Genomic DNA, 14,124 nt, shown 5'->3' on the forward strand with positions numbered 1-14,124 from the left:
AAAAGTACACTTTCTTTTTTAGTTAGGCTCGCTCGAAACCACTCGTGAGGATTGCGATAGGTAGCCGCCCCCCCAATCAAACTCTACTCTGCGTCTGTTTTTTAAACTGGTAAACACCTCGGTTGGCTTGACTCGCCGGTATCTTGTCTGATCGTTTGTTTGGGTAAAAACGCGAACGGGACCGTTGTTTTGCGTGGCGATGTGACAAAGTTTTCCGTTAGCAAGCAGGACTGTCGCCAGTGCTTTGGCGTCTCCATCGACAACAAAACCTGACTGAGCGGGAGAAAGAGGTTTAAAGTGACCACGTCCATCGCCTAGCAGACATAGCCCCAATCCGGCATCTTGCCAACCCGACAAAACTTCGTTGGCGTAGTCGTTGCCGATCAGCAGCAGATCCAGGTTACCATCGTGGTTAAGGTCAGTAGAAATAGTGCCGAACACGGGCGAAAATTGAGCCTCTATAGGCAGCGTATGCAGGACAAGCGTTCCGTTTCGGTTCTCGATGTAAGCCGATGATGTGAAGGTTGCCCGTTTATGAATGGCTGATTGTTGCTGATCGCTGTCCAGCAGGTCGGCTAATTTTAGTTTGCCGTAAGTAGCGTAGGACGTCATTTTCTTTTTCAACGACGGAACCTGATCGGTTAGCACATCACGCGGGTGAATCGGGTATTCGGTGTCGCCGTTGAAAAAACTCAGGATGGGGTCAAGCGTACCATTCTTGTCATAATCAGCCGCGTAAACTGATACCGGGTGAGAATCGGATGCCTGAAAGCGATTGTTCAGGCCCAAATTGCCCGCTACGTAATCCATGTCGCCATCGTTATCAAAATCACCCGCCGTCAGGCTATTCCAGAATCCGACCGCTTTTTCCAGCGACGGCATGGACGCAGCTGCCAACCGGCGACCTTGCTGATTTTTAAAAACGCTAACAGGCATGAACTCGCCCGCTATCAGTAGGTCCGGCCAGGAATCGTTATCCACATCTGTCCAGAGCGCTGCGCAGATCAATCCGGCCTGACTAAGCCCAGGCGCTAGCTGGTCGGTGACGTCAGTAAATCGAACAGTACCCTTATCGCTATCATTGCGGAGAATGCAGCTCCGGGCCGGTTCAGGGTATCGCTGTGGTTTTATGCGCCCCCCGACAAACAAATCGAGGTCGCCGTCGTGGTCGAAGTCCGTCGCTACGATACACGATCCGCTTGACGTGGTGTTAGGTAATGATTGAACAGCGGCCCGAAAATTTCCCTTTCCGTCGTTTAGATACAGGCTGTCCTGATAGCGGGCTTCGTTTTGCCCAAACTCGGTGCTACCGTGAACGGCGTACAAATCGAGGTCGCCGTCTTTATCGGCGTCAAACAGCAAAACACCGGTTTCTTCGGGTTCTTTCGCCGGTCGATCTTTACGAGAAAAATGACTTTTGCCAGATGACGTAGCTTGTTGCAGAAAGAAAGTGCCGCCCCGGTGAGCCGGTCCCCCAATGTAGATATCGTCCAGCCCGTTGCCGTCTATATCGCCTACCGCTAAGCTTGGACCAATCTGTGAGTGCTTGTGCACAAGTAAGGTTTGCTGGGCTTTATAATCCACAAAATCGTCTTCCTGATGCTGAAACGACAAACCGAGTGGTGCAGAAACTTCGGTAAATAAAGCTTTCTCGACAGGCTGTAACTGCATGAATGCGGCTGGTTGCGCGGTGGCCGAACGTTCGTCGAGGGTGACCGTTTTGTTGGTCAATATATTTTTGAGTAGCTGACCGGTACCAGATGGCCATAGTATTTTTAGCGAATCGATTCGCTGTGCTTTGCCTAACCCCAGATGAACGCCCGATTCCATTGACGATTGATAACCACGCTGTCGGATGTATTCGGTGTAGCGAACTGTCCCGTTTGTCCAGATGGCGATTTTAGCACCTAAGCCTTCCCGATTACCCGGTTTCCCCGCTAGTTTTAGTTTTAAAAAGCGATTGGTTGACGAGTCGGTGGCGTTTTCGATGGTCCTGTTGCGATAAATGAAAGCCGGATCGTTGATGTTATTCATCACCAGATCCAGATCGCCGTCATTATCGAAATCGGCGTAGGCCGTACCGTTCGTAAATGACGGTTCATTCAGCCCCCAATCACCAGCAACGTTCGCAAAATGGAGGCCATCGCCTTTGTTGTGGAACAGGAAATTTGGTTTGTAAACGGGTTCCAAATCCTCGATTCGCTTCAAAAGTTGCGCACGTCGGTCGGCATCCGTACCAAATGTCCCAGCATCCCGGTTGTAGCTCGTGAAGTCTAGGTCAGTGATGTCTTTGCGGTAGCCGTTTGTGATCAGCAAATCACGAAGTCCGTCGTTGTCCAGATCGGCAAAAAGCGCACTCCAGCTCCAATCGGTTGCGGCTGTACCCGTCAGGTAGCCGATATCACTGAAAAGAGGTAGCGCCCCCGCTTTATCGGATGCATATCCCCGATTGAGTTGAAGGACATTACGAACGTACTGCGTCTGATAACCCAGCCGTTGCGCCATCTGAAAACGGTCGTACGGAATGGTCGAAAACATGGTTTTCTGCCGTAAGTTATCGTCGGGAAGCATATCGACTACGGCCAGATCATTCAGACCGTCGTTGTTGATGTCAGCTATATCAACACCCATGCTATTATGACTCTGGTGCTTGAGCGTTTCCGCTATCCGGTTGGTAAACGTGCCGTTTTGATTGTTGACGAGCCAGACGTCGTTGGACTGGAAATCATTGGCGACATAAATGTCAGACCAGCCGTCTGCGTTTATGTCGTTGATCACGACGCCTAGTCCCCAGCCTTCGTGTAGTAAACCTGCCTGCGCCGAAACATCGGTAAAATGCGGGACAGCCGGACCAGAGCCTACCTTGCTCGAAGAACCATCGTTGCGAAATAGCTTGTCCCGACTTTTGGCCGAGCCGTCGTTGCGAGGGCCTATCACGTTGTTTCGGTTAAACGCTTCCAGCGCATTGGTCAGTAGAAAAACGTCAAGGTCACCATCGCGGTCGTAATCCAGGAAAGTCGCCTGCGTCGAGTAGCTGGAGTCGGCTAATCCCGCTGTTTGTGCGGTTTCCCGAAAACGGGGATTGCCATTGGCGTCATTGCCCAGATTAAGAAACAGCAGATTAGGAACGGCCCGGTCCCGATTGGGATGAACCGTCGAGACGTAAATATCCTGCCGACCGTCCTGGTTTATATCGGCCACGGCTACCCCCGTGCACCAGGATGTAGTGCCGACACCCGCTTGTTTCGTAATGTCTTCGAACTTAAAGTTTCCTTTGTTAAGATACAGCTTGCTCGACACCTGATTGCCCGCAAAAAAGACATCGCTCAACCCGTCGCCGTTAAAATCGCCGACGCCAACGCCCCCGCCATTGTAGATGTATTCGAACTCCAGTACGTTCAACGAGTCACTTTCGGTAATGGTATTGGCAAAATCGATACCCGTCTGATTGGCGTCTAAGCGCTCAAACCGGGGTGTTTGACGGGTGCAGCCAGCGAGTGTAACGACAAGTAAGAGAGTTCGTGTGAGCAATGAGCGCATAGTCGACAGGCAAAATCCCCGGCATAGCAACGAAGGCCAGCCGGGGATCGTATTGGATACTTTTATCTAGAGAAACAACGCTTAATAGCCCGGATTCTGATCTTTTTGCGAGAGCTTACTGTTGTTGTCCAACTCCTGTTGTGGAATCGGTAGCAACTCCTGCTTGCCTTTAGCGAAGTAAGAAATAGGCTCGGTTTTAAGCTTGTTCTGAGCCCGCCAACGCAAAAGGTCGCGGTTCCGGATTTGCTCACCGCCCTGTTCGACCCGCTTCTCGTGAACAATCGCTCGGAACACTTCATCCTTGCTATTCACCGGGTAGTTTGTGGTCGGATAGGCGGGCATGGCTACGCTCTTACGCGCCCGAACCTGGTTAAGCAAGGCAATAGCGTTCGCTGTGCTACCCGTTTCGTTTTCGGCTTCAGCCATCATCAGCAGCACCTCCGCGTAACGGATAATTCGCATATTGATTCCTGACGTATAGAACGTTTCGTTGTTTTTATACATCGCCGTGTACTTGCGCCAGCTTATCTTCTGCGCCGTTCCGTTGAAATTGGACGTGTTGCCCTGCACCTGCGACTCCATCAGCGTATTAGCGCCGTTGTTATAGGTATCGCCAATGAAATAAAAATTGTATTTCAAGCGGGGGTCCGTTTTAGCATCGCCTTTAGCGGTGTTTTCAAATTCGCCGATCAGGCCATCGGATGGAATCAGGTTGCGCCAGCCAATGGCCGAGTACTCCTGGCTTCGCGTCATCGTTTCGTTAGCTCCGCCATCATTGCCGTCGCCATCCCAGTTGAAGTCGCCAATTTTAGAGAACCCAATTTCAAAAATAGATTCCGAATTAAATTCCGTCTCTTCAATGAAATTGTCGTTGTACTCGTCGGTCAGCTTATACAAGCCTGAGCTAATGATCTGCTGAAGCTGGGTTTTTGCATTGGCATAATCGCCTTTTTGCATGTACACCCGGGCGAGCAGTGCCTGAGCCGCTCCCTTCGTTGCCCGACCGAGATCGGCTCCGCTAAAGCTAGCAGGAAGATCGGCCTGAATAGCCTGTAAGTCGGTGATGAGCAAATTATAGATCTCATCGACCGTTGCTCTTGCCTTCGTTCCGGAGGTACTCTCGACGTATTCGGTGTAAAGCGGAACCCCGCCCCAAAGCGTCACCAGATCGAAATACGACAAGGCACGGAGAAATTTAGCCTCTGCAATGGCGCGCTTGGTTAATGTCGGATTATCCGTAACGGAGGTCCCTTTATTGATGACCACGTTGGCCCGGTGTACGGCCCGGTAAAGGCCATTCCAGACGGAGAAGGCAACGCCATTACCGGGGTTCTGAGCCCCAATCAGAATCTGGTTGCGGGGCGCTTCCAGCTGTCCACCACCCGTTGCTACGTCGTCCGAGCGTAGATCATGGACAAAAAACCATTCACGGCCCGTCAAATTGGCGCTTTGCCAGATGGCGTAAACGGAATTGACACCCTTGACGAGTTCGTCGGCGTTTTTAAAATAAGTTTCGGTTGTGAACTGGTTTGGATTGACTTTGTCGAGGTTGTCTGTACTACACCCAAAAAACAATCCAATCGCCACTATACCTGTAGTCCAGTATGTAGGTTTCATAGTTGCTGCGTTTTTCTGTTCCGTTAAAAGCCAAGTTGTAAGCCGACCATAAAGGTGCGTGCCTGCGGAAACTGACCGTAATCGATACCGTTTGTTAATGTCGGGTTGGCGTTGCTGGTGCGTGATCCGACTTCTGGGTCGTAACCCGTGTACTTCGTAAACGTCAGCAGATTCGTCGCTGCGACGTAAACCCGCGCCCGGCTGACCGTACCGCGTGAGAACGATTGCAAGGCTGCGGCTGGTATGGAATAGCCAAGGCTGAAATTCTTCAGGCGCAGGTACGAACCATCTTCGATAAAGCGGTCCGAGGTGCGGGAGTTCGCGTTCGGATCGCCGTCAACAGCGCGGGGAACGTCGGTGTTGGTGTTTGTTGGGGTCCAGGCCCGAAGTACATCGGTTCCGGCATTGAACAACCGCAGCATTCCTTGCTCAAGCACTTTTACACCGTTGTAGATTTTATTGCCCTGAACTCCCTGGAAAAAGAGCGACGCATCGAAGCCCAGATAATTGGCGCTCAGGTTTAATCCATAAGTGAATTTCGGCAAAAAGCTACCCAGATTGATCCGGTCATTCGCGTCGATCACACCGTCGTTGTTGGCATCCACGAACCGAAGATCACCCGGCTTCGCGTTGGGTTGCGAAGGAGCCGTTCTAACCTCATCCGCTGTCTGGAAAATACCCGCTACTTTCCAGCCGTAGAAATACTGAATTGGCTGACCCGCTTCGGTACGCGTAATGTCGAATCCACCGTAATCGGCGTTGGAGCCGTTGAGCAGCGGTGAAATCGTTGGTCCCAGACTTAGGACTTTGTTGCTTATGAAACTGATGTTACCCGACGCGTTGAACCGGAAAGCACCTTTGGTTTTGTTATAGCCCAGTTGTGCTTCGAAGCCGTTGTTTCGCATGCTACCCACGTTCACAATCGGTGATTGTGAATAGCCGATGGATGGCGCAATCGGTTGGTTCAGAATCAGTCCGTCCGTGTTGCGGCTGTACACCTCGGCTGATAAGGTAATGCTGTTGTTCAACAAGCCCAGATCCAATCCGAAGTTGCTCATCTTAGTCACCTCCCAGCGCAGGTCGGTGTTGCCCAGTCGGTCGAAATAAGATCCCTGCGCCCGGTTACCACCTAGAATCGAGTTGGTGTTCTGCGATACGGTTACCTGCCACGAGTAATCACCGATGCCGTTAAAGCCCATTGTGCCGTAGCTAGCCCGCACTTTTAACTCCGAAATGGTCGGTATATTTTTCATGAACGGTTCTTCGCTGATGCGCCATCCTGCCGAAACAGATGGGAAGTTGCCCCACTTGTTGCCCGGCGCAAACCGCGATGAACCATCCCGCCGGAACGACGCACCAAACAGGTATTTACCAGCAAATTCGTAATTGAGTCGGCCCAGGTAAGAGATGAGTACGCTTTCAGAACGGGTTCCGCTCAAACCCACGCTGGTACTGATCAGGGCATTCAATTCGCGAATGTCGTTCGACGCTGCCTGCCCCGTACCATTAATATCGAGGAACCGGCTGCCTTGCCGTTCGGCGACAGCTACGGCGTTGATGCTATGCTTGCCAAATGTTTTTTCGTAGCTCAGCTGGTTCGAGATCAGTGGTGATACATACGTTGAGCGTTGGTCGGTCAAACTGGCCAGCGCCCGGGCGTTAAAGCTTTCATTATAGATCGGCAAGAAGGAATACGTCCGGGCGGTTACGTAGTCGATACCACCCCGTAGCCGGTAGGTCAGTCCTTCGATAAGCTTCACGTCGATATAAGCGCTTCCCAGAAATTTCATCCGTTGGGTGTTGCTTTGATCCTGCAACGCGGCCCGAACCGGGTTCTGTGGGTCCGATGCATCGGACCCGTCGGGACCCCGGTATCCGCCCAGCAGATTCGGATCTTCAATCGGCATGTAAGGTGTCATCCGGATCATATTCTGCACCTGCGTCCGGCCACCAGCGCTTACTTCATTCAGCTTGTCATCGTAGGAGATGGTCAGGTTCTGACCGAACGAAAAGCGCTTGCTGATGGTATGGTCGGAGTTGATGCGAAAATTGCCCCGTTTGTATCCCGTACCGATCATAATACCCTGCTGGTTGAAATAACCGACGGATGAGTAAAACCGTGACCGTTCATTACCACCCGATAGCTGAAGGCTATGTTGTGTAATCGGAGCACTGCGAAACACAGCTTTCTGCCAATCGGTATCCGTTTGCGCGTAAGTCTGCGTTGCACCGGTATAAATAGGCTGGTTCAGGTTCGCGAATCGGGTAGGAATTGGCTGGCCCGCGTTTGTACGCAATGCCGTACCGTATTGGATGTACTCGTCGCGGTTGAGCAGGTCCAGTTCGCGCCAGGTACTCTGCGTACCTACGTAGCCATCGTAATTGACGTGTAGTTTTCCGTCAGCGGCTCCTTTTTTCGTTGTAACAATGATAACGCCGTTAGCGGCCCGCGATCCGTAGATGGCTGCCGACGATGCGTCTTTCAGTACATCAACCGACTCGATATCGCGCGTGTCGAAATTGTTTAGATCACTGGTAGGAAATCCGTCAATGACATACAGCGGATTAGCTGCGTAGTTGATCGAGCCTATCCCCCGGATGCGGACAATGGGTGTTTCTCCCGGCGATCCGTTGGCTACCACCGTTACGCCTGGTACGCGGCCCTGAATTGCCTGCTCGACACTCGGCACGGGTAGCTGGGTAACTTCCTGCGCTGACACGGACGAAATCGCGCCCGTGACGGAAGCCCGCTTTTGCGTGCCGTAGCCAACGACGACAACTTCGCTGAGCGCTTTAACATCATCCTGTAGCGTTATGTTGACCCGGCTGCGGTTAGCTACCGCCACTTCCTGCGATGCATAACCGACAAAGCTAAATACGAGTGTCGCATTGTTGGCTGCGTTCAGGGTGTACTCGCCATTGGCGTTCGTTGTCGTCCCCCGGCTAGTTCCTTTCACGATGACACTGACCCCGGGTATTCCCTGTCCGTTTTTGTCGATGACCCGGCCACTGATGTCGGCCAGTGGTTGGCTCGATGTCATCGACCAGCCGCTACGCTCTAATCGTTCAAGGGTGCGGTCGGGCAGGTTCACGGGTGACGATGGCTGATCGACCTCAGCTGGACTCTCGATTTGTTTGATTTTGTTGAGAAACCGGTGATTTTTCTCTTTCTCCCATACGATGGCGTAAAAGTTAGGCTGGACCTTGCGATACGTCAGCCCCTTATCCGTTAGTAGGTTAGTGAGTTCGGTTTCCAGATTTGGGCTTCGACGGCCCACCAGCTGAACTTTTGTGTCAACCAGATTGGTCGGATAGATAAACGAAACTCCGTAGTGCTGCTCTAATTCAGCCAGGGCGCTTCGGAGTGTAATAAAACGAGTATCAGTGCTTCTGCTCTGATACATAGCAAATCGGTCGCTGGAGGCCAGTAATTGGGCACGTACTGGCAAGATCCCGGCCAGCAACAACGATCCGAGGACAGTTAGTTGTTTATTCATGTTGGGATAGGTTGGTTCGCTGAATAATAATCCGATTTTTTTGTTGAGTAATGCGCAGGTCGAATACTGTTGATAATCCATTCAAAATGGTTTGCATCGACTGGTTAGGAATCGTTCCGGACAAGGTCTGACGCTGTAGGTCCGGATCGGCAATCAGTACCGTCGCTCCATAGGTGTCTTTGAGCATCTGGGCTACTTCCTGCAAGCTGGTTCCCTCGAACTTTAGCTTCCCCGTTTGCCAAGCCGATTGAGCCGCTGCGTCAACCCGTTTGCGGTAATACTCCTTTGTTTTGACGTCCGTATAAATCAAGTCGCCCGGTTTCATGACCAGTTTATTCTGCCTGGGATTGCCTACATCGAGCTGAATTTTTCCGGTGTTTAGTACCACTTTTGCCCGGCTTTCGCGGGCTAGTACGTTGAATTGCGTACCGAGTACTTCAACGTTCAGCTTATTTGGTAGATGGACAATAAAGCGCTCGTGATTTGACTTATGGGTGACCTGAAAAAAGCCTTCGCCATTGAGCCAGACTTCGCGCGTTTGACCGCTTTTCCAGTGAGGTGCATACCGTAGGCTACTGTTGCCATTAAGCGTTACAAGCGAACCATCTGATAGCGTAAAGCGAGTTGTTTTGCCGAACGCGGTTTGCTGGAACAAGTCAGCGGGATATAGTTGCCGGTAACCAAAGAAAGCAGCTGTTGCCAGTAGCAAAGAACCAACGAAAATCGCGGCCCATTGCATGGGTTGACGGAGCCAGTTTATTCGTCGGATTACCGGTCTATGCTCGGTCGAGGCAGCGGCCAATCGATGCCGAATTGTACTCAGCATCTGGTCCGCATCGGGTACCGGAATAGTGGGAGGGGCGTGCCAGTCCGCGTTGCTGAACTGATTGTTGAGCCGCCGAACCAGATAGGACTGCCCGGCCTCGGTGTCAAACCAGGCCAGCACCTGTTTCGCTTCGTCGGCCGTTACCCGATTGGCGAAATACTGCTCAAGTAGCGCTTCATTCATGAGTATAGGAATGCCAGTATGCTTCCTATACACCACTCAAAGTGAAAAGTATTATTAGAAACAGAAAAATATTTCTATTTTAATTGATAAAAACAGCCAGCCATGTGATCATAGCTTCAATTCCGGCGTGTTGTCGTAAATAATCGCGCAGAAATCGGCAGGCGTGATAATACTGCACTTTGGCTGTGTTGCTAGAGATTTGCAGTTGAGAGGCTACTTCCTCGTTGGTCAGTCCTTTTTCGGAGCGTAGGATAAATACTTGTCGCCGTTGCGCCGAAAGTTGTCGTAAGCCCGCCAGCACTACCGATCCGTATTCGCTCAGCGTCAACGTCTCTTCCGTCGAAGTATCCACATCGGGTCGGGTGGCCTGATGACTGAGATGCCGTAGAATAGCCCGTTTTTCGTCACGAATCGTATTAATCATTTGATGACGCATAGCTGTTGAGAGATAGTTTCTTACCGATTGAGAGGGATCTAAATGCTCCCGGTTTATCCATAATTTCAGGTAAACGTCCTGAAGTGCGTCTTTCGCCAGGGCCGGGTCTTTTACGTACTGTATAGCTATACTGTATAGAAAATGGTAATATCGCCGAAACAAAGTTTCGAACGCAGCCTCGTCATGCTGTTTCAAGCGAAGCGTTAATTCCGTATCCGTCAGTTCCATAGATTTTATGTAGGAGCAGTGCGAACGGTTACACGTAGAAGGAGCAGACAACGTGTTCTATTTACAAATGTAACAAGAATTGTCCCGACAGGAAAAGAATATTTTTTATTTGTTCAATCCAATAGTGATCTTGCAATACCATTTTTCCGCTTGGTCTATTAAATCTTCATGCGCTATCTAAAGCCTATCTTAGTTTCAACAATTACCCTACTTTTTGTTTGGCTATTAAATCGTTCGTGGGGTAGCATTCCCGCTTTCGGACCATTACTAAGTCCCTTTGTTGGATTTTGGCAAAATGCGGAGTCTGTTTCCGGTACGGACGAAGAAATCAAGCTGGAAGGGACCAAAGCACCTGTTACCGTTGTCTATGATGACATGGCGGTTCCGCACGTGTTCGCTCAGAATGACTACGACGTTTATTTCGCCCAAGGGTACGTTACGGCTCGTGATCGACTTTGGCAGATGGAATTTCAGACTCATGCCGCTTCGGGCCGATTAGCTGAAGTCGTGGGTGAGCGGGCTTTGCCGCTTGATCGCTTCAATCGGGAAATTGGTATGGTATACGGTGCCGAGCAGGCGTTGAAAGCCATGATGAGCAATCCTGTATCGAAGCAGATTGTTGAAGCGTACACGGCTGGGGTTAACGCTTGGATTTCGACGCTCAAACCAGCTGATTACCCAATCGAATACAAGTTACTTGGCTACTCGCCCGAACCCTGGTCGACCTTAAAATGTGCTTTACTACTCAAGGCCATGACCAGCACACTGGCCAGCGGAGCCGATGATCTGCAAATGAGCAATGTCAGAAAACTGTTCGGCTCGGCGGTTACGAGTGATCTTTTTCCGGATTATCCTGATCACGAGGACCCAATTATTCCCCCTGGTACTAAATGGGACTTTAAACCGCTACCGGTCCCTAAAACACCCGATTCGTCAGGGGTAAACAATTCATTAGCGCTTAACTGGCCCGCTCACGATCCGGCCATTGGTAGCAATAACTGGGCGGTAGGATCACAGAAATCAGCTACCGGCTATCCGATTTTAGCGAATGATCCTCACCTGACGCTTAGCTTACCGTCTATCTGGTACCAGATTCAGCTCGTTTCGCCGACGATGAATGCCTGTGGCGTATCGTTGCCGGGATCGCCCGCCGTGATCATTGGCTTTAATAAAGACATCGCCTGGGGCGTAACGAACGTTGGTGCCGATGTGCTGGACTTTTACAAAATCCGTTTTCGGGATGCCAGCAAGCAGGAATATTTGCACGGTGGCACATGGAAACCGGTTCGGCAACGGCTCGAAGTCATCAAGGTGAAAGGTCAGGCCGATGTGATCGATACAGTCTATTACACGCATCATGGACCAATCGTGAATCAAAGTGATCAGAAAGGATTCCGCGCGAATATACCGTCGGGGTATGCCGCCCGCTGGATCGCTCACGAACCGACCAACGAAATTCAGTGCTATTACCTGCTTAACCGCGCGAAAAATTACACGGATTATGTACAGTCACTGGCTTACTACGGTGCGCCGGCACAAAACTTTATTTTTGCCGATGTTCACAAAGACATTGCTATTTCGCCCAATGGTAAGTTTCCGCTGAAATGGAAAGAGCAGGGCAAATATTTGCTCGATGGTACCAATCCGGCTCACGACTGGCAGGGATGGATTCCTCCGGCCCAAAACCCCCGCGTACTAAATCCGCCAAGAGGCTTTGTCAGTTCGGCCAATCAGTCGTCAACCGATCCGAGTTATCCGTATTACATCAACTGGCAATTTGCTCCTGCGGAGCGTGGAATGCGCATCAACCAGCGGCTGACGGCTATGCAGCGCGTTACAACGGATAGCATGCGTCGTTTACAGAACGATGTGTATAACCTGCGGGCGTCGATGGCCCTGCCTACGTTGCTGCCTTTGCTGGACATATCAGCGTTAAGCGGTGATTACGCCAAAGCGTTAGCCACGTTAAAAAGCTGGAATTATCAGAACGACACCAGTTCCGTTGGCGCGACGATCTTCACGGAGTGGAACCGACAGTTAAGCGACGCCATCTGGAAGGACGAATTTGACCGGGGCGATACTTTGCTCACGCGCTTCCCGAGCTTCGACCGGACGCTACGCATGATCCAGAAAGAGCCTAAATCACATTGGTTCGATAATGTGCATACGGCCGCCCGCGAAACGCTATCGGATGTGCTGACGAGTAGTTTCCGCTCTACCTGTGATACGCTTCAGAAAAAGCATGGTGCTATTGGTTCTTCCTGGTCCTGGGCGACTCATAAAGCTACGGCTATCCGGCATTTGGTACCCGGCTTGGACGCATTCAGCGTCTTAAACGTACAGACTGGGGGAGGGAGTGGTATTGTCAATGCAACTACGGAGCGCACGGGTCCTTCGTGGCGGATGGTTGTTGAATTAGGGCCAACCCCAAAAGCATACGGTATTTATCCGGGCGGTCAGTCAGGAAATCCGGGCAGTCCACTTTATCAGAACATGATCGAAACATGGCGTCGAGGACAGTTGACCGAGCTGGTCTACCTTCAATCGGCACAGGACAAAAATGCCCGGATTAAACGAAAGCTAACGCTTAAATAGCCTTGTTGACAGGCACACTAAGTTCACATTCTTAACTCCCAGCGGTTCCCGTACTATTTTCATGATTCAAATTCTGTTAATTGCGCTGCTTAGTTTGCTGGCTCAGCTCGTACTTCCCTGGTGGAGCCTGGCCATCATCGCCTTTTTGGTTTGCTTTTGGCGTAGCGAGCGAGCCGGACGAGCTTTCTTTTATGGTTTTGCGGGCGTCGCCCTGGTCTGGCTGGCCTATGCATTACTGATTCACCTGCGTACTGATGGTGTTTTTACGGGACGAATGAGCCAACTGATTTTTCGGACAAACAACGCGGGCCTGCCACTGCTAGCCACAGCGCTTGTTGGCGGCTTAGTGGGTGGTCTGGCTGGACTTTCCGGTTTCTTTGTTCGACAAGTGACCGGAAATCAACCCGTAAAGCATACTTCGTAACTTGTAAAACCCCTACATTTGTAAGATAAACTTGCAACTAACCAATCCATTTTACTGTGAAGAATGCTTCATTGATTCTAAATGTCGTCCTGACAATTGCCGTAGCTGTTCTGTATTACCTGCACTTTAAAGATCGTCAGCCCGAAACCACTTCGACGGCAGCCGTGCCTGCCGAAGCAAAAGGAAAAGCCATTGTATACGTGAATGTCGATTCGTTGCTGACTAAATATGAGTATTTCAAAGACACGCAGAAAGTGCTGGAAAGCAAACGTTTCCAATTAGAGAATGACCTGACTGCTAAAGGCCGTAATCTGCAAAACAAAGTAGCGTTCTTTCAGCAGCGGGCAGCTACTATGACCCAGGAGCAGGGCCGCGCTACAGAAGCGTCGCTTCAGAAAGAGCAACAGGACATCCTGGCTTATCGTGAGCGGGCCGCCCAAAACCTGGCTGTCGAAGAACAGAACAAAAACAAGGAATTGTACGACCAGATCTACGACTACCTGAAAAAAGAAAACGCGAAGAATAAATACGAGTTCGTGTTGGGTTATACCAAAGGCGGTGGAATCCTTTTCGCTGATCCATCAAGTGATCAAACCAGCCGTATACTGGCGGGATTAAACCAAGAATATAAGACGAAGCAGGATAAGCCAGCGAAAAAATAAGCAAGCATAGCTCGTTACAAAGCGTCGGTTAACAGACTATTTGTTTGTCGACCGACGCTTTTTGTTCGTGAATAGGGTAGAAGAGGGCCTCGCAAAGACAATTTTCGTACGCAAAC

Annotated in this window: 8 protein-coding genes; 3 read left to right on the forward strand and 5 right to left on the reverse strand. The window is 50.8% G+C overall.

The features are described from left to right. Positions 1-18: 18 nt before the first annotated feature. The 5 genes from LQ777_RS01165 to LQ777_RS01185 all read right to left on the reverse strand — a co-directional run bounded on the left by LQ777_RS01165 (position 19) and on the right by LQ777_RS01185 (position 10,327). Positions 19-3,540: a VCBS repeat-containing protein gene (locus LQ777_RS01165; RefSeq protein ID WP_232560688.1), complete on the reverse strand. Its 3,522-nt coding sequence runs from the start codon at positions 3,538-3,540 to the stop codon at positions 19-21. 81 nt (positions 3,541-3,621) lie between these two features. Beyond that, positions 3,622-5,157: a RagB/SusD family nutrient uptake outer membrane protein gene (locus tag LQ777_RS01170; protein WP_232560689.1), complete on the reverse strand. Its 1,536-nt coding sequence runs from the start codon at positions 5,155-5,157 to the stop codon at positions 3,622-3,624. A gap of 23 nt (positions 5,158-5,180) precedes the next feature. Further along, positions 5,181-8,654, reverse strand: a complete 3,474-nt coding sequence (locus LQ777_RS01175) for a SusC/RagA family TonB-linked outer membrane protein (RefSeq protein WP_232560690.1) — start codon at positions 8,652-8,654, stop codon at positions 5,181-5,183. Beyond that, on the reverse strand, positions 8,647-9,663 hold the full coding sequence (locus LQ777_RS01180) for a FecR family protein (RefSeq protein ID WP_232560691.1): 1,017 nt from the start codon (positions 9,661-9,663) through the stop codon (positions 8,647-8,649). Before LQ777_RS01180 ends, LQ777_RS01175 begins: the two co-directional genes overlap by 8 nt. Positions 9,664-9,742: 79 nt before the next feature. Next, positions 9,743-10,327: an RNA polymerase sigma factor gene (locus tag LQ777_RS01185; RefSeq protein ID WP_232560692.1), complete on the reverse strand. Its 585-nt coding sequence runs from the start codon at positions 10,325-10,327 to the stop codon at positions 9,743-9,745. A 168-nt stretch (positions 10,328-10,495) separates the two neighbouring features. On the opposite strand from LQ777_RS01185, the gene LQ777_RS01190 reads away from it, so the two are divergent. The 3 genes from LQ777_RS01190 to LQ777_RS01200 all read left to right on the forward strand — a co-directional run bounded on the left by LQ777_RS01190 (position 10,496) and on the right by LQ777_RS01200 (position 14,008). Further along, entirely contained in the window at positions 10,496-12,922 is a 2,427-nt protein-coding gene (locus LQ777_RS01190; protein ID WP_232560693.1) for a penicillin acylase family protein, read from the forward strand. 61 nt (positions 12,923-12,983) lie between these two features. Beyond that, a complete protein-coding gene (locus LQ777_RS01195; RefSeq protein ID WP_232560694.1) occupies positions 12,984-13,346 on the forward strand; it encodes a hypothetical protein in 363 nt (120 codons plus the stop codon). Positions 13,347-13,402: 56 nt separating this feature from the next. Continuing rightward, positions 13,403-14,008: an OmpH/Skp family outer membrane protein gene (locus LQ777_RS01200; protein ID WP_232560695.1), complete on the forward strand. Its 606-nt coding sequence runs from the start codon at positions 13,403-13,405 to the stop codon at positions 14,006-14,008. Positions 14,009-14,124 lie beyond the last annotated feature (116 nt).

This window comes from Spirosoma oryzicola (assembly GCF_021233055.1).
Taxonomy (GTDB): Bacteria; Bacteroidota; Bacteroidia; order Cytophagales; family Spirosomataceae; genus Spirosoma; species Spirosoma oryzicola.